Raw genomic sequence first — 15740 nt, 5'->3', positions numbered from 1 at the left:
TCTGTGGTGCATTCGTGCACCACTCGAGTCCCCCGGGGCCCGCCGTGGCTTGGAGCTACTGGCGAGTAGGAGACCCGGGTGGAGATACCCGAGCAGGACGCCGCGCACATGGCGCGCGCCGTCGCGCTGGCCGGGCACGGACACGGCACCACCAGCCCCAACCCCGTCGTGGGCTGCGTCGTGGTGGACGCCGGCGGCGCGGTGGCCGGCGAGGGGTTCCACGTGTACGCCGGCGGGCCGCACGCCGAGGTCGTGGCGCTGGCGCAGGCGGGAGAGCGGGCCAAAGGCGGCACCGCGTACGTGACGCTCGAGCCCTGCGACCACACCGGCCGGACGGGTCCGTGCAGTCGCGCGCTGCTCGACGCGGGAATCGCGCGGGTGGTGGTCGCGGTCGCCGACCCCAGTCCGAAGGCGGCGGGCGGCGCCGCGCGGCTGCGGACCGGCGGGGTCGCCGTGACGATGGGTGTTCTGGAGAGCGCGGCCGAGCGGGTCAACGAGGAGTGGCTCACCTACGCGCGGCTCGGGCGCTCTCACGTGACCTGGAAGTTCGCCGCCACCCTCGACGGCAGGTCGGCCGCCGAGGACGGGACCAGCCAGTGGATCACCTCACCGGAGGCGCGGGCCGACGTGCACCTGTGGCGGGCGGCCGCGGACGCGATCGTGGCGGGCATCGGCACGGTCCTGTCCGACGACCCCCGCCTCACCGCCCGCCCCGCCGCCGACCCCCGTCTCGCCGCGAACGCCGGCTCCCCTCCGAACGCCGGTCGTGCGGCGAGTCCGGACGCCGGTCGTGCGGCGAGTCCGGACGCCGGTCGTGCGGCGAGTCCGAACGCCGGCCGTGCGGCCGGTGCCGGCTCAGGCTTGGACGTCGGCTCTGGCGCACATGCCGATTCCTGGGGTGGCGCGCACGCCGGCGATGGAGCGGGTGTCCGGGCTCCGCTGCGGGTCGTCGTCGACACCGAGGGCAGGACTCCGCCGGACGCCAAGGTCCTCGACGACGCGGCGCCGACGCTGATCGCGGTCGCCGACGACATCACGACCGATCTCAAAGCCGGCCTCTTGCGCCTGCCCCGTCACGGCGACGGCCTGGACCTGCAGGCTCTCCTCCGTGAGCTGGCCGCGCGCGAGGTCGTCAGCGTGTTTCTGGAAGGCGGGCCGACGCTCGCCGGAGCGTTCCTGCGGCAGGGCCTGGCCGACCGCGTGGTCGCCTACCTCGCGCCCGCGTTGCTCGGCTCCGGGCGGTCCGCGCTCGGTGCGGCCGGGGTGGGGACGATCGGCCACATGCACCGACTGACATTTGACGAAATTTCCCCCATTGGGCCGGATGTACGGCTAATCGCCCGGCCTATCGCACAACCAGGCAGGGAGCAGTGATGTTCACCGGAATCATTGAGGAAAAAGGCGAGGTCGTCGCCATCGACCGGGCCGGCGGCGGCGCCCTGCTGGCGGTGCGCGGCCCGATCGTCACCTCCGACGCGCGGCACGGCGACTCGATCGCGGTCAACGGCGTGTGCCTCACCGTCGTGAAGACCGAGGGCGACGTCTTCACAGTCGACGTGATCAAGGAGTCGCTGGACCGCAGCTCCCTGGGCGGCCTCACCGAGGGTTCGCCGGTGAACCTGGAGCGGGCCGTACGCGCCGACCAGCGCCTCGGCGGCCACATCGTGCAGGGCCATGTGGACGGCACCGCCGTGCTGCTGTCCCGCGAGCCCGGCGACAGCTGGGACGACCTGCGTTTCTCTCTGCCGGAGCCGCTGAGCCGCTACGTCGCGGAGAAGGGCTCGATCGCGATCGACGGAATCAGCCTGACGGTGACGACGGTTGATGACGACAGCTTCGGCGTGAGCCTCATCCCGACCACGCTGAAGCTCACCACCATGGGCGAACGCCAGGTGGGCGACATGGTGAACATCGAGGTCGACGTGATCGCGAAGTATGTGGAAAGGCTGGTGGCCAGACAGTGAACTGGGCGAACGCCGGATTCACCGTATTCGGCACACACGTGCTCTGGACGGACCTGATCGGCAACATCGCCGCGCTGTCCACGGTCCTGCTCGCCATGCGGAAATCGATATGGACGTGGCCGGTGCAGTTCACCGGCTCGGTGCTGCTGTTCATCGCCTCGATCAATGCGCAGATCACCGGGAACGCGCTCAAGCAAGCCATGTTCGCTGGCCTGGCGATCTACGGCTGGTGGGCGTGGCGGCGCGGCACGCAGAACGGCAGGCAACTGCCCATCAGGCCCGCCGAGCCGATGGAGCGGTTGCTGCTGATCGCCCTCACGCTGCTGGGCACGGCGGTGGTCGGGTTGCTGTTCTTCGCCACCGGCCTGTCGTGGGGCGCGCACGAGCCCCTGCCGAAGGGCGCCTTCCTGGTGGCCGCCGACGCCTACATCTTCGTCGGCAGCGCCGTGGCCACCTGGGCCCAGGGCCGCGCGCTGGTGGACTTCTGGATCGTGTGGGTGGCCGTTGACCTGGTCGGGGTGCCGCTGATGTTCAGCTCGGGCCTGGTGGTCTCCGGATCCGTCTTTGGCGTGTTCTTCGTCCTGGTCCTCATCGGTTTCGTGAAGTGGCTGCGCGAATACCGGTCCTCCCCGCTGGCCGTGACGGAGGTAGTGGCGCCATGAGCGAGATCAAGCTCGACCCGATCGAGCGGGCGATCGAGGACATCCGCAACGGCAAGCCCGTCGTGGTGGTCGACGACGAGAACAGGGAGAACGAGGGCGACCTCATCTTCGCCGCCGTCAAGGCCACGCCGGAGTTGTGCACGTTCACGATCAGGCACACCAGCGGGATGATCTGCGTGGCCATGGAGGGCAAGGAGCTGGACCGGCTCGGGCTGCCGCTCATGGTGTTCCAGAACAAGGAGCGCATGCGCACGGCGTACACGATCACCGTGGACGCCCGGGACGGCGTCACCACCGGCATCTCGGCCGCCGACCGGGCCAAGACCATCCGCACGCTCGCGGACTCCGCCACCGAGCCCAACGAGCTCGTGCGCCCCGGGCACATCTTCCCGCTGCGCTACCAAGAGGGCGGGGTGCTGGCCAGGCGCGGGCACACCGAGGCGGCCGTGGACCTGGCCAGGCTGGCGGGGCTGTCGGGGGCGGGCGCGCTGGCCGAGATCGTCAACGACGACGGCACCATGGCCAGGCTGCCCCAGCTACGCCGCTTCGCCGACGAGCATGGTCTCGCCCTGGTCTCCATCGAGCAGCTCGTCGACTACCGGCGGCGGGCCGAGAGCATGGTCAGCAGGGTCGCCGAGACGCGGCTGCCGAACGTGTACGGAATGTGGCGGGCCTACGGCTACTCCAGCGCACTGGACGGCGGCGAACACGTAGCGCTCGTCTACGGCGACCTGAGCGACGGCGAGAACGTCCTGGTCCGGGCCCACTCCGAGTGCCTGACCGGCGACGTGTTCGGCTCGCTGCGCTGCGACTGCGGCGTGCAGCTCGACAACGCCATGTCGGCCATCGCGCAGGAGGGCCGCGGCGTCGTCGTCTACCTGCGCGGGCACGAAGGCCGGGGGATCGGGCTGCTGGCCAAGCTCAGGGCGTACAGCCTGCAGGACAACGGCAGCGACACCGTGGACGCGAACGTGGAGCTGGGGCTGCCGGTGGACGCGCGGGAGTTCTCCAATGCCGGGCAGATCCTCGCCGACCTCGGGGTGAAGTCGGTGCGGCTGCTCACCAACAATCCGGCCAAGCTCAAGGGCATGGACGGCTACGGCATCAAGGTCCTCGGCCGCGAGCCCATGCCCGTGGCCATGAACCCTTACAACGAGCGTTACCTGATGGCCAAGCGCGACCGCCTCGGCCACGACATCTCGGAGGCGTCATGAGCGAGCGATCAATCAGACACAGCGGGGTCCCGCTCGTGCGGCCGACGGAGGAGGCTGCATGAGCGAGCGTAGCGAGCGATCAATCAGACACAGCGGGGTCCCGCTCGTGCGGCCGACGGAGGAGGCTGCATGAGCGAGCGTAGCGAGCGATCAATCAGACACAGCGGGGTCCCGCTCGTGCGGCCGACGGAGGAGGCTGCATGAGTGGGGAAGGACGGCCGGGTGTCACGGTGCCGGACGCTTCGGGGCTGACGGTGGGGGTGGTGGCGGCCAGCTGGCACGCCAAGATCACCGACCAGCTGGTGGCGCGGGCCGTGCAGGCCTGCGACGACAGCGGCGCCAGGGCCACCGTCGTACGGGTGCCGGGCTCACTGGAGATCCCGGTGGTCGCCCAGGCGCTGGCCCGCCGCTGCGACGCGGTGGTGGCGCTGGGCGCGGTCATCCGGGGCGAGACCGCCCATTTCGACTACGTCTGCGACTCGGTGACCTCGGGCCTGACCCGGATCTCGCTGGACGAGGAGACCCCGGTCGGCAACGGCGTGCTCACCTGCGACACGCTCGACCAGGCCCTGGATCGGTCGGGTCTGCCGGGGAGCAAGGAGGACAAGGGGTATGAGTCGGTCGTCGCTGCGCTCGAGACCGCCCTCCTCCTGCGGAACCTCCACTGAGCTGCGGTAGGTTTCCGTTCGTGTCAGAGCCCGTCCAGTCTCCGCCCCTGCCCGTCACCTGGCGTCCACGCCGGCCGAGGATCGTGGCATACGGCTTCGCCGTGCTGATCGTGCTAGGGGCGGTGGTCATGGCCGTCTTCATCGCGGAGCCGTTCAAACTGCCCGACCGGGTGGCGCTCGTGGCGTTCGGGTGCGCGGTGGCCTTTGTGCTGCATTTGCTGGGGCGGGTGCGGGTGGAGGCCGACGAGGAGGGCATCACGATCGTGAACGCCGTCCGTACGCATCGGTATACGTGGCCGGAGATCCTGGAGGTCACGCTGCTGGTCGGGGACCCGTGGCCGAGGATCGACTTCTCGGACGGGCGGACCGTCGGCGCCATGGGCATCCAGGGCTCGGAGAAACCCCGCGCCCGCCGGGCCACGGCCGAGCTGGAGGCCTTGATCCGGGAGCGCGGGGAGGCGCGCGAGACCTAGCCATGGTGACCGGCGTCTTGGCTTACTGTGAGCGATCGATTGCGGCGGGGAATATCGTCAAAGCCAGTGACGACGTAGCCTGAAGGCGTGCTGCGGCGGACAATCAAGGCAATGGACATCGAGTCGCCCGACAAGCTCATCGAGCTTCTCGACCGGCACGCCTACCTGGCCGACGAAGGGCTGGCCACGGCCGCCTTCCTGGCGCTGAAGATGGGGCGGCCGCTGTTCCTCGAAGGGGAGGCGGGCGTCGGGAAGACCGAGCTGGCCAAGACGCTGGCGACGCTGCTCAAGGCGCCGCTCATCAGACTCCAGTGCTACGAGGGACTGGACGCCGCCCAGGCGCTGTACGACTGGGACTTCGCCCGGCAGCTGCTCCACCTCAAGGCCGCGGAGGCCGCGGGGATCACGGACGTGAGCAGGCTCGAGGGGGAGATCTACGACCGGCGGTTCCTGATCGCACGGCCGCTGCTCAAGGCCATCGAGACCCAGCCGAGCGTGCTGCTCGTGGACGAGATCGACCGGGCAGACGACGAGTTCGAGGCGTTCCTGCTCGAGGTGCTGTCCGACTTCACGATCTCGATCCCGGAGCTGGGCACGGTCAGGGCGACGACGCCGCCGGTGGTCGTGGTGACCTCCAACCGGACGCGAGAGGTGCACGACGCGCTCAAGCGGCGCTGCCTCTACCACTGGCTGGAGCACCCGAGCTTCGACCGTGAGGTCGCCATCCTGCTGCGGCGGCTGCCGGACTGCACCGAGACGCTGGCCATGCAGGTGGCGCGGGCGGCCGAGCGGCTGCGGCAGGCCGACCTGGTCAAGCCGCCCGGGGTGGCCGAGACGCTGGACTGGACGGAGGCGCTGCTGACGCTGGGGGCCAAGGACCTCGACCCCGGCCTGGCCGCCGCCACGCTGGGGGCGGCGTTGAAGTACCGGGAGGACGTCGCGCACGTGCTCGGCAACGGGCTGCTCACCCATGCGTGACTGTGTGGGTGATCTCGTCGCCACCGTGACGGGGTTCGCCAGAACACTGCGCGCGGCGGGGGTGGGGGCCGATCACGACCGTACGCAGAGCATGTTGCAGGCGCTCGACCACCTCGACGTGACCGACCAGGGCGAGGTCTACTGGGCCGGGCGGCTCACGTTGTGCACCACGCCCGACGACCTGCCCAGGTACGACCGATGCTTCGCCGCCTACTTCGGCGGGCGGCGGGCGGCGATGGCGCGGACCAGCACGACCACCGTCACGAGGCACCTGGCCACGCGGGAGGACGCGCAGGACGGCGCCGACGACGGCACGGCCGCGCCCGCGACCGCCAGCCGGGCCGAGATCCTGCGCCACCGCGACGTGGCCAGGCTGACCGAGGCCGAGCGGGCGGAGGTGCATCGGATGCTGGCCATGCTGCGCAGCGGCCGGGCGCGGCGGCGTTCGCGCCGTTTCGAGAGCGCGCACCGGGGCAGCCTGGACCAGCGCCGCACCATCCGCGACGCGCTCAGGAAGGGCGAGGTGGCCCGGCTCCGCCACAAGAGGCACACGACCAGGCCCCGCACGGTCGTGTTGTTCGTGGACGTCAGCGGCTCCATGGCCCCGTACGCCGAGACGCTGCTGCGCTTCGCCCACGCGCTGGTCAGGAGCGAGCCGCGGGCCACCAAGGTCTACTCGGTCGGCACCAGGCTCACCCCGATCACCGCCGAGTTGCGCCACCGCGATCCGGGCACCGCGCTCAACGAGGTGTCGAAGGTCGTACCGGACTGGAGCGGCGGAACCCGGCTGGGGGAGGAACTCAAGGAATACCTCACCCGTTTCAGCGCGAGAGGAGCGATCGCCGTGATCGCGTCGGACGGGTGGGAACGTGGTGATCCGGAGCTGCTGGGCACGCAGATGGCCAGGCTGGCCAGGCAGGCGTACCGGGTGATCTGGGTCAATCCGCACAAGGGGTACGAGGAGTACCAGCCGCTGACCGGTGGCATGCGGGCCGCTCTGCCGTACCTCGACGACCTGGTGGCCGGGCATAGCCTGGCCGCCTACGAGGAACTCAGCGAAAGGCTCGCCCATGCGTGACGTGCTTCGGGAAATCCTGCCGTGGTGGAAGTCGGGACTCACGTTCGGGCTCGCGACGGTGGTGAGCACGTTCAGCAGCGCGCCGCGGCCGCCGGGCGCGGCCATGGCGGTGCGCGGCGACGAGGTGGTCGGCAGCGTGTCCGGCGGGTGTGTCGAGGGCGCGGTGTTCGAGCTGGCCACAGAGGTGACCACGGTGGCCGGCGCGCCGGTCCTGCAGCGGTACGGGGTGAGCGACGACGACGCGTTCGCCGTCGGGCTCACCTGCGGCGGCATCATCGACGTCCTGGTCGAACCCATCTCGATTGAGACATTTCCGGAACTGGGGGAGATCGTGGCGGCCGTGGAGGCGCACGAGCCAGTCGCCGTGGCCACCGTCGTCTCGGGGCCCGGCCAGATCGGCGCCCGCAGGGTCATCTGGCCGGACCGCTCGTCGGGCAGCCTCGGCCTTGAACGCCTGGACGAGGCCGTGGACGACGACGCCCGCGGCATGCTCGCCCAGGGCCTGACCGGCATCCGCCACTACGGAGGGCAGGGGGAGCGCCGGCTGGACGACCTGGCGGTGTTCGTGAACTCGTTCGCGCCGCCGCCGCGCATGCTGGTGTTCGGCGCCATCGACTTCGCCGCCGCGGTGGCCAGGGTGGGCAAGTTCCTCGGCTACCACGTCACGGTCTGCGACGCCCGGCCGATCTTCGCCACCGCCAAGCGTTTTCCTGACGCCGACGAGGTCGTGGTCAAGTGGCCGCACGACTACCTGGCGTCCGTGCAGGTGGACGAGCGTACGGTGATCTGCGTGCTCACCCACGACCCCAAGTTCGACGTGCCGCTGCTGGAGGTGGCGCTGCGCACCGACGCCGGCTACGTCGGGGCCATGGGCTCGCGCCGCACCCACGAGGACCGGCTCGACCGGCTGCGCGAGGCCGGACTCACCGACGAGGAGCTGGCCAGGCTGAGGTCCCCGATCGGACTCGACCTCGGCGCGCGCACGCCCGAGGAGACGGCCGTGTCGATCGCCGCCGAGCTGATCCAGCTGCGCTGGGGTGGCACCGGCCGGCCGCTGACCACCACCGAGGGCCGCATCCATCACGAGGCCCCATGAGAGCGGGCAAGATCGCGGGGCTGCTGCTGGCCGCCGGTCAGGGGGCCCGGCTCGGCACGCCGAAGGCGCTGGTCGAGTACGCGGGCGAGCGCCTGGTCGACCGCGGCGTGCGGCTGCTGGAGGACGGCGGCTGCCACCCGGTCGTGGTCGTGCTGGGCGCGGCCACCGTGCAGGTGCGCGGTGCGGTCACGGTACGCAATCCGGACTGGGCGTCGGGCATGGGCTCCTCCCTGCGTGTCGGCCTCGCCGCGCTGCCGGAGGAGGCGGAGGCCGTCGTGATCGCCCTGGTCGACCAGCCGCTGATCCGCCCGGGCGCGGTGCGCGCGCTGATCGGCGCGGGCGCCGGCGTGGCCGTCGCCACGTACGCGGGCAAGCGCAGGAACCCGGTGCTGATCGCCCGGGAGCACTTCGCGGAGGTGGCCGAGCGGGCCGTGGGCGACGTCGGCGCCCGCCCGTTCCTCAAGGCGCACCTCGAGCTGGTCACCGAGGTGCCGTGCGACGAGCACGGCGATCCCGCCGACATCGACACGCCCGCCGATCTGAGCCTGCTACAGGCGGAATGAGGCGATCGCCGCCCGGTGGTCGCTGCCGGTCGCCGGGGCGACGCCCGCCTCGGTCGCCTTCATGCCCTTGAACAGGATGTGATCCGGCCGCGTGACCGGGAACCTCGCCGGCCACGTGAAGCCGAATCCCTCGCCCGCCACGCTCTGCGCGTCGGTCAGCGGCGGGGTCAGCCCCCGCATCCCACGGTCGGTGGTTGCGGTGTTGAGATCGCCGAGCAGTAGGATCCGCTTGCTGGAGTCGGCGTCGACGAGCTTGCGCGCCCGCGCGAGCGAGGCGTCGCGGGAGGCGGTGTGCCCTGGCCGGGCCGAGGCCAGGTGCATGACGTAGACGGTGACCTTGCCCTTCGGCGTGGCGACCACCGCACGCAGGGCCCGCGGCCAGCCCAGGCCGACGTCCAGCGGCTTGGTCTCGCTGATCGGGTAGCGGCTCCACAGGCCCACCGTGCTGACCGGGTAGTGGTATTTGAACATCTTGTTGAGCTGCTTGGCCGCGGGTCCGCCGCCGGTGAGCTCCTGGGCGGCCAGCAGGTCGAGGTCCTTGGCGATCGCGCGCACGGCCTCGCCCGAGGCGCTGTTGCGCACCCCCACGTTGACCGTGCCCACGGCCAGGTCGCTCGGGCCGCCCGGGGACGTGCGGAGCAGTGTGGAGCCGAACATCACCGCCCACACCACGCCGGGCACCAGCGCAGCCACGGCGGCCGCCGTGGAACGTGCCAGCGCGGCGCCCACGAGCAGCAGCGGCACGGACAGCCCGATCCAGGGCAGCAGGCTTTCCATGACGGGCGTGAACCCGCCGAGCGCGGGGATGAGCTGGTGCCCCGCCAGGGTCGCGGCCACCACGACCGACACCACCACCACAACCCGTCTCAGCACTCGAAACAGGCTAGCGGCTCCCTGCCCGACACGCCGACGCGGTAGCCTGTTGCGGTCTGAACGGAACAACATTCGGTTTCATCGGGAGCCCGGCATGCGGATCGGTATGGCACTCAACTACTCGGGCGGCTTCAAGGAGTCGGTCGCCGAGCTGGCCGACTACGAGAAGGCCGGACTGGACATCGTGTTCGTGGCCGAGGCCTACTCCTTCGACGCCGTCAGCCAGATGGGCTACATCGCGGCCAAGACCGAGCGGCTGGAGATCGCCTCGGGCATCCTGCCGGTCTACTCGCGCACGCCGACGCTGCTGGCCATGACGGCCGCGGGCATGGACTACGTCTCCGACGGCCGCTTCACCCTCGGCCTCGGCGCGTCGGGGCCGCAGGTGATCGAGGGGTTCCACGGGGTGCCGTACACCGCGCCGCTCGGGCGTACCAGGGAGGTCATCGAGATCTGCCGCAAGGTGTGGCGGCGCGAGCGGCTGGAGCACGAGGGCAAGCACTACACGGTGCCGCTCCCGCCGGACCAGGGCACGGGCCTCGGCAAAGCCCTCAAGATCATCAACCATCCGGTACGCCCCCGCATCCCCATCGTGGTCGCCGCCATCGGGCCCAAGAACGTCGAGCTGGCCGCCGAGCTGGCCGAGGGCTGGGAGCCGATCTTCTATGTGCCGGAGAAGGCCGGCGAGGTGTGGGGCCCGTCGCTGGCCGCGGGCCAGGCCAAGCGGGATCCCGAGCTGGGCGAGCTGGACGTGATCGCGCAGGCGTCGCTGGCGATCGGCGACGACGCAGCGGGACTGCTGGAGTTCGGGCGGCCGATGGCGGCCCTCTACATCGGCGGCATGGGCGCCAAGGGCAAGAACTTCTACAACGACCTGGCCAGGCGCTACGGCTACGAGAAGGAGGCCGAGCAGATCCAGGACCTCTACCTCCAGGGCAAGAAGGACGAGGCGGCCGCGCTGGTGCCGGGCGAGCTGCTGGAGAAGATGTCGCTGATCGGCAGCGAGGCCTTCGTGCGCGACCGGGTGCAGGCGCTGAAGGAGTCGGGGGTGACCACGCTCAACGTGACGCCGCTCGGCCGGACGCACGAGGACCGGGTGCGGCTGATCGAGACGATCAAGGAGATCGCCGGGTAGGGGGCGAACGAGCCCATGAGGAGGCGAAGGGGGCTGGGTGGCCCTATCGTGGGTCGGAAATCCTGATGTTCGAGTTATTGGCGGGGATATGTCCGACGCGACGCCGGTCGCCGGCCGGTACCGGCTGGACGAGCTCATCGGCAGCGGGCCCACGGGCGAGGTGTGGCGGGGGTACGACACGCGGGCCGACTGGGTCGTGGCCGTGAAGTTGCTCGGTGCCAAGGCGGCGGAGGCCGCCACGCGGGAGCGGCTCAGACGGCACGCCCAGGCCGTGGCCAAGGTGATCCATCCGAACGTGGCCATGGTGCTGGACGTCGGCGAGCGCGACGGGACCCCGTTCCTGGTGATGGAGTATCTCACCGGGCTCAGCCTGGGCGAGGAACTGGCCGCCGGCGGACCCATGAAGATCGTCGACGTGTGCGACCTCATCGGGCAGGCGGCGGCGGGGCTCGACGCCGCGCATCGGGCCGGGGTGATGCACGGGGAGATCGATCCTGACAGTTTCCGGCGGGCCGGGAGCGGGGTCCTCAAGGTCGTCGGGTTCGGGCTCGATGATCAGGAGCCGTCGGCGATCGACGGCCGGTACGCGGCGCCCGAGCGGGCCGCCGGGGGCAAGGCGCAGGCCTCCGGGGACGTGTACGCGCTCGGGTGCGTCTGCTACGAGCTGCTCTGCGGCCGCCCGCCCTTCGAGGGGCGGGGGCGCGCCGCCTCCCACGAGCACGCCGGAGAGGCCGATGGCGCTTCTTCCGAGGTCGAGGTCGAAGCCGAAGCCGAAGCCGAGGCCGAGGTCGACGCTGAGGCTGAGGCTCAGGCACGTGCTGAGCCCGTGCCGCCCAGCGCGCACCGGGCCGAGGTGCCCGCCGAGCTGGACCGGCTGGTGCTGGCCATGATCGCCGAGGATCCGGCGGCACGGCCGTCCAGCGGCGAGGCGATCCGCCGGTCGCTGGCCGCCATCGCCCGGCCGCGCGCCAACCCCGGCGCGACGCCGGTCGCCGGCGCCACACCCGTCACCGGCGCCGCCTTCCGCGACGGCGTGGTGACCGCGCCCGCGCGGTCCGCGGGCGGACCTGAGCCGGCGGGTTCTGTGCGACGTGACGGGCCTGCGGGGGCAGACCCAGGGGCCGCCGCGGGGCACGGCGCCACCGAGATCTATGAGCTGGCCGGACCCGGCGGCGGGGCGCGGGCCGGTGATACCGCCGTCTACCAGCACGGCGACCTGGAGGCGGCGCCCCCGTCCAACCGCAAGCTCTTCGTACAGCTCGGCGTGGCCGTGGCGGCCATCGTGGCGGTGACCGTGGGCATGGTGATGTGGGCCGGGGCACGCCGGGAACCCGTGGCGGTGACCACGCCGAGCGCCACGCCCACCACGTTCGCGCCCAGCCAGACGCCCACGCAGACGCCGGAGCCGGTCACCGAGTCGCCGACCGGCGTTCCGTCCCCGGGAGTGGTGGCCACGATCCTGCCGGACCTCGACCAGTCCGGCGAGTCGGCGCCTCCCAAGGCCACCCTGGGACCCCAGGTACCACCGGGCGGGTGGGGCACGTGGCTGGAGAGGTTCGACGAGGCGGTGTCGTTGCAGGAGAACTCCGGCGGGATCAACCCCGAGGTGGCCGCCAAGGTTCGGGAGAAGATCCAGAACGCGGCCAGGAAGTACGACGAGGGGCGCCAGGGCGCGACGCTCGACCAGATCGCCGGCCTGTACCGGGACCTGCGGCGGGCGCAGCAGCAGGGCGACATGGAGTCGTCGGGACCGTTGGCGGAGTTCATGAACGAATGGCGCATCTCGGACAGGTGAGCATCATTGCCTCTTGCGCGTACATTGACGCAATGACCTTCGACTACCCGGCGCGCCGGGCGCGGCTCGCCGGTCTGCTGACCGGGCACGAGGTCCCCGCCCTGCTCGTCACCTCACCGGTCAACGTCCACTACCTCACGGGCCTGGCCAGCTCGAACGCGGCCGTGCTCGTCAGGGCCGACGGGTCGGCGCTGCTGGCGACCGACAACCGCTACATCGACAAGGCCCGCACCCTCGAGGTGCCGGCGGTCGAGGCGCCGGACGTGGCGGCCAGGCTCGCCGAGCCGGGCGCCGGGATCGAGGCGGCGAACATGAGCGTGGCCACGTACCGGCGGCTGGGTGAGGGGCTGGTGCCGCTGGGCCCGGTGGTGGAGGTGCTGCGCGCCGTCAAGGACGACGGCGAGTTGGAGCTGCTCCGTACGGCCTGCGAGATCACTGACCAGGCATTCGCCGATATTGCAGAGACAATCGCCCCGGGCATCACCGAACGCGACCTCGCCCGGCTCCTCGACAACCGCATGACCGAGCTGGGCGCCGACAAGCCCGCGTTCGACACGATCATCGCCGCGGGCGAGAACGGCGCGGTCCCGCACCACGCCCCCACGGACCGGCCATTGCGCGCCGGTGACCTGGTGACCATGGACTTCGGCGCCAGATACCAGGGCTACCACGCCGACATGACCAGAACCGTCAGCCTCGGACCGCCCGCCGCCTGGCAACGCGAGATCTACGACCTGGTCGCCCAGGCGCAGCGCGCCGGCCGGGAGGCGCTCGTCCCCGGCGCCGAGTCCAGGGACGTGGACGCGGCCGCCCGCACCGTCATCCAGGACGCGGGCTACGGCAGCCGCTTCAGGCACGGCCTGGGCCACGGCGTCGGCCTGGAGATCCACGAGGAGCCGTTCCTGGGCCCCTCGCGGACCGGTAGACTAGAGGATCGAGTTCCGATCACCGTCGAGCCTGGGGTCTATCTTCCGGGCCGGGGAGGGGTCCGCATCGAGGACACCCTCGTGACACGTGAGGGCGGACCGGAACTTTTCACGAAGACGACCAAGGAGCTGCTCGTCCTTTAGAGCGGCCACATGTGGGAGAAGAACGAGTGGCGACGACCAACGACCTCAAGAACGGCATGGTGCTGAAGCTCGACGGCGGGGAGCTCTGGGCCGTTGTGGAGTTCCAGCACGTCAAGCCGGGCAAGGGCGGCGCGTTCGTGCGGACCAAGCTCAAGAACGTGCTCTCCGGCAAGGTCGTCGACAAGACCTTCAACGCCGGCGTCAAGGTCGACGTGGCCAACGTCGACAAGCGCGAGATGCAGTATTCGTACAAGGACGGCGACGACTTCGTGTTCATGGACACCGAGACCTACGACATGGTCAACGTGCCCAGCAACACCGTCGGCAGCGCCGCCAACTACATGCTGGAGAACACGCTGGCCACCGTGGCCTTCAACGAGGGCTCCGCGCTCTACGTGGACCTGCCCGCGGCCGTCGAGCTGACCATCGCCACCACCGAGCCCGGCCTGCAGGGCGACCGCTCCACCGGCGGCACCAAGCCCGCCACGCTGGAGACCGGCGCCGAGGTCAAGGTGCCGCTGTTCATCACCACCGGCGAGAAGGTCAAGATCGACACCCGCAGCGGCGAATACCTCGGCCGGGCCTGAGGTGTCGGCACGCGGCAAAGCACGCAGACGGGCGCTCGACATCCTGTTCGAGGCCGAGCTGCGCAGCGAGGATCCGCTGAAGATCCTCGCCGAGCGCGTGGAGCGCCAGGAACCCCCGGTGAACGAATACACCTCGACCATCGTCGAGGGCGTCGCCAGGCACCACGCGCGCATCGACGAGCTGATCACCACCTATGCAGAGGGCTGGACGCTCGACCGCATGCCCGCGGTCGACCGCAACCTGCTGCGCGGCGGCACCTATGAGCTGCTGTGGATGCCCGACGTGCCCGAGGGCGTGGTCATCAGCGAGTGGGTGCACCTGGCCGGGGAGCTCTCGACCGACGAGTCCCCGCAGTTCGTCAACGGTCTGCTGGCGCGCTTCAAGCAACTCAAGCCAAGCCTCACCCTTTAGACAGCTTTTTCCGCGGGCCAGGGCCGCGTGTTCGGGGTACGTTCCAACCACGCCGGCCGCACACGGCTCGCGCAGGCGAGGGACGTGTACCGTCACGCGGTCAGGCGTCCGGCGCCGTCACGGCGGAGCCTGGCCGTGTGATGCGGGCGCCCGCGCCCGTGCGGAGAAGTGGCGCGTCACCAGCCGCGACGCGCCTCTTTTCTGTTGGTGCCCCGCCTTCTGCGTGCGCACAAGCGGTTCGCCAGGATGCCGGAAGAGGCGTCTCCCCCGCGGCACCGCCGTTCCCCGTGCGTCTCGGTTGCCGCCGGTGGGGAGCGGGCGATCACGTGCACGGCGTAGGCTGGGCCCGTCCGCTGAGGACACGAAGCAGCCGTGCGCGAAGAAGCAGTTCGCGGGGAGAGGGAGGCGAGCCGACGTTGCGTGCTGAAGGCGTCACGAGGACTCCGGCGGTGCGGACCGCCGTCGTCTGGGACGCGCTGCGGTCGGTGCTGGCCGAGCGGACGGCGGCCACGGGCCGCGAAGGGCTCGACATCGTCGACGCCGGCGGCGGCACCGGCGGGTTCGCCGTGCCGCTGGCCGCATTGGGCCACACCGTCACCGTCGTCGATCCGAGCCCTGACTCGCTGGCCGCGCTGGAGCGCCGGGCCAAGGAGAGGGGCGTGGGCGTCAGCGCCCTGCAGGGCGACGCCGACGACCTGGGCGAGCTGCTCCACCGCGACAGCGCCGACCTGGTGCTGTGCCATAGCGTGCTGGAATACGTCGAGGACCCGATCAGCGCGCTGACCGCCGTCGCGGGCGTGCTGCGCAGGGGCGGCGCGGTGAGCGTGCTGGCCGCCAACCCGGTCGCCAGCGCCATCCACCGGGCGCTCGTCGGCCACTTCGACGAGGCTCGGGCGGTGCTGGACGACCCCGTCGGCAGCTGGGGCGACCGAGACCCGACGCCCCGGCGTTTCAGCGCGGAGACGCTCGTGGAGCTGATGACCGCGACCGGGTTCGCCGTCGGCGCCATCCACGGGGTGCGGGTCTTCGCCGACCTGGTGCCGAGCAGGCTCGTGGACGGTGAGCCCGGCGCCGCCGAGGCCCTCGTGGCGCTGGAGCAGGCCGCCGCGACCCATCCCGTGCTCAGGGACATCGCCACACAGCTGCACGTTCTCGGACACCGGGCCTGAGCC

At 71.1% G+C, this 15740-nt stretch carries 17 protein-coding genes; 16 read left to right on the top strand and 1 reads right to left on the bottom strand.

Annotated features, from left to right (window positions below):
- Positions 1 to 78: 78 nt before the first annotated feature.
- From ribD to OHA25_RS46035, 10 genes are all read left to right on the top strand, one after another.
- A complete protein-coding gene (gene ribD, locus OHA25_RS46080) occupies positions 79 to 1374 on the top strand; it encodes a bifunctional diaminohydroxyphosphoribosylaminopyrimidine deaminase/5-amino-6-(5-phosphoribosylamino)uracil reductase RibD (RefSeq protein WP_327583186.1) in 1296 nt (431 codons plus the stop codon).
- Positions 1374 to 1964 carry a riboflavin synthase gene (locus OHA25_RS46075; RefSeq protein WP_305919999.1) on the top strand — a complete coding sequence of 197 codons (591 nt, stop codon included), beginning with the start codon at positions 1374 to 1376 and terminating at the stop codon, positions 1962 to 1964. The genes ribD and OHA25_RS46075 overlap by 1 nt, the downstream gene beginning before the upstream one ends.
- Positions 1961 to 2626 carry a nicotinamide mononucleotide transporter family protein gene (locus OHA25_RS46070; RefSeq protein ID WP_327583185.1) on the top strand — a complete coding sequence of 222 codons (666 nt, stop codon included), beginning with the start codon at positions 1961 to 1963 and terminating at the stop codon, positions 2624 to 2626. The genes OHA25_RS46075 and OHA25_RS46070 overlap by 4 nt, the downstream gene beginning before the upstream one ends.
- Entirely contained in the window at positions 2623 to 3840 is a 1218-nt protein-coding gene (locus OHA25_RS46065; protein WP_327583184.1) for a bifunctional 3,4-dihydroxy-2-butanone-4-phosphate synthase/GTP cyclohydrolase II, read from the top strand. Before OHA25_RS46070 ends, OHA25_RS46065 begins: the two co-directional genes overlap by 4 nt.
- 200 nt (positions 3841 to 4040) lie before the next feature.
- Positions 4041 to 4508 carry a 6,7-dimethyl-8-ribityllumazine synthase gene (gene ribH / locus OHA25_RS46060; protein ID WP_327583183.1) on the top strand — a complete coding sequence of 156 codons (468 nt, stop codon included), beginning with the start codon at positions 4041 to 4043 and terminating at the stop codon, positions 4506 to 4508.
- Positions 4509 to 4528: 20 nt separating this feature from the next.
- Positions 4529 to 4981, top strand: a complete 453-nt coding sequence (locus OHA25_RS46055) for a PH domain-containing protein (RefSeq protein ID WP_327583182.1) — start codon at positions 4529 to 4531, stop codon at positions 4979 to 4981.
- 111 nt (positions 4982 to 5092) lie between these two features.
- Complete coding sequence (locus OHA25_RS46050) at positions 5093 to 5959, top strand: AAA family ATPase (protein ID WP_327583181.1); 867 nt, start codon at positions 5093 to 5095, stop codon at positions 5957 to 5959.
- 4 nt (positions 5960 to 5963) lie between these two features.
- Positions 5964 to 7037, top strand: coding sequence for a vWA domain-containing protein (locus OHA25_RS46045; RefSeq protein WP_327583180.1), 1074 nt, complete (start codon positions 5964 to 5966; stop codon positions 7035 to 7037).
- Positions 7030 to 8133, top strand: a complete 1104-nt coding sequence (locus OHA25_RS46040; RefSeq protein WP_305920006.1) for an XdhC family protein — start codon at positions 7030 to 7032, stop codon at positions 8131 to 8133. Before OHA25_RS46045 ends, OHA25_RS46040 begins: the two co-directional genes overlap by 8 nt.
- A complete protein-coding gene (locus OHA25_RS46035; RefSeq protein ID WP_327583179.1) occupies positions 8130 to 8696 on the top strand; it encodes a nucleotidyltransferase family protein in 567 nt (188 codons plus the stop codon). Before OHA25_RS46040 ends, OHA25_RS46035 begins: the two co-directional genes overlap by 4 nt.
- Here the strand turns inward: OHA25_RS46035 and OHA25_RS46030 are convergent.
- Positions 8682 to 9569, bottom strand: a complete 888-nt coding sequence (locus OHA25_RS46030; protein ID WP_327583178.1) for an endonuclease/exonuclease/phosphatase family protein — start codon at positions 9567 to 9569, stop codon at positions 8682 to 8684. The two genes, OHA25_RS46035 and OHA25_RS46030, sit on opposite strands and share 15 nt — an antisense overlap.
- 94 nt (positions 9570 to 9663) lie before the next feature.
- On the opposite strand from OHA25_RS46030, the gene OHA25_RS46025 reads away from it, so the two are divergent.
- From OHA25_RS46025 to OHA25_RS46000, 6 genes are all read left to right on the top strand, one after another.
- Positions 9664 to 10704, top strand: a complete 1041-nt coding sequence (locus OHA25_RS46025; RefSeq protein WP_327583177.1) for an LLM class F420-dependent oxidoreductase — start codon at positions 9664 to 9666, stop codon at positions 10702 to 10704.
- A gap of 88 nt (positions 10705 to 10792) precedes the next feature.
- Positions 10793 to 12499, top strand: a complete 1707-nt coding sequence (locus tag OHA25_RS46020) for a serine/threonine-protein kinase (RefSeq protein WP_327583176.1) — start codon at positions 10793 to 10795, stop codon at positions 12497 to 12499.
- Positions 12500 to 12531: 32 nt separating this feature from the next.
- The gene (locus tag OHA25_RS46015; protein ID WP_327583175.1) at positions 12532 to 13569 is read left to right on the top strand and encodes a M24 family metallopeptidase; all 1038 of its coding nucleotides are present in this window, start codon (positions 12532 to 12534) and stop codon (positions 13567 to 13569) included.
- Between the two features lie 26 nt (positions 13570 to 13595).
- Positions 13596 to 14156 carry an elongation factor P gene (efp, locus tag OHA25_RS46010; protein WP_327583174.1) on the top strand — a complete coding sequence of 187 codons (561 nt, stop codon included), beginning with the start codon at positions 13596 to 13598 and terminating at the stop codon, positions 14154 to 14156.
- A 1-nt stretch (position 14157) separates the two neighbouring features.
- Positions 14158 to 14568, top strand: coding sequence for a transcription antitermination factor NusB (gene nusB / locus OHA25_RS46005; RefSeq protein WP_138667324.1), 411 nt, complete (start codon positions 14158 to 14160; stop codon positions 14566 to 14568).
- A 449-nt stretch (positions 14569 to 15017) separates the two neighbouring features.
- The gene (locus OHA25_RS46000; RefSeq protein WP_327583173.1) at positions 15018 to 15737 is read left to right on the top strand and encodes a methyltransferase domain-containing protein; all 720 of its coding nucleotides are present in this window, start codon (positions 15018 to 15020) and stop codon (positions 15735 to 15737) included.
- Positions 15738 to 15740: the final 3 nt, after the last annotated feature.

Origin of the sequence: Nonomuraea sp. NBC_00507 (assembly GCF_036013525.1) — a bacterium.
In the GTDB taxonomy this organism is placed as follows: domain Bacteria; phylum Actinomycetota; class Actinomycetes; order Streptosporangiales; family Streptosporangiaceae; genus Nonomuraea.
This window is presented reverse-complemented; position numbering and strand designations above follow the sequence as displayed.

Coding starts and splice junctions, on each gene's coding strand:
- OHA25_RS46075 (WP_305919999.1), top strand. CDS start 1,374: ATGTTCACCGGAATCATTGAGGAAAAAGGCGAGGTCGTCGCCATCGAC.
- OHA25_RS46065 (WP_327583184.1), top strand. CDS start 2,623: ATGAGCGAGATCAAGCTCGACCCGATCGAGCGGGCGATCGAGGACATC.
- ribH (WP_327583183.1), top strand. CDS start 4,041: ATGAGTGGGGAAGGACGGCCGGGTGTCACGGTGCCGGACGCTTCGGGG.
- OHA25_RS46050 (WP_327583181.1), top strand. CDS start 5,093: ATGGACATCGAGTCGCCCGACAAGCTCATCGAGCTTCTCGACCGGCAC.
- OHA25_RS46040 (WP_305920006.1), top strand. CDS start 7,030: ATGCGTGACGTGCTTCGGGAAATCCTGCCGTGGTGGAAGTCGGGACTC.
- OHA25_RS46035 (WP_327583179.1), top strand. CDS start 8,130: ATGAGAGCGGGCAAGATCGCGGGGCTGCTGCTGGCCGCCGGTCAGGGG.
- OHA25_RS46025 (WP_327583177.1), top strand. CDS start 9,664: ATGCGGATCGGTATGGCACTCAACTACTCGGGCGGCTTCAAGGAGTCG.
- OHA25_RS46020 (WP_327583176.1), top strand. CDS start 10,793: ATGTCCGACGCGACGCCGGTCGCCGGCCGGTACCGGCTGGACGAGCTC.
- OHA25_RS46015 (WP_327583175.1), top strand. CDS start 12,532: ATGACCTTCGACTACCCGGCGCGCCGGGCGCGGCTCGCCGGTCTGCTG.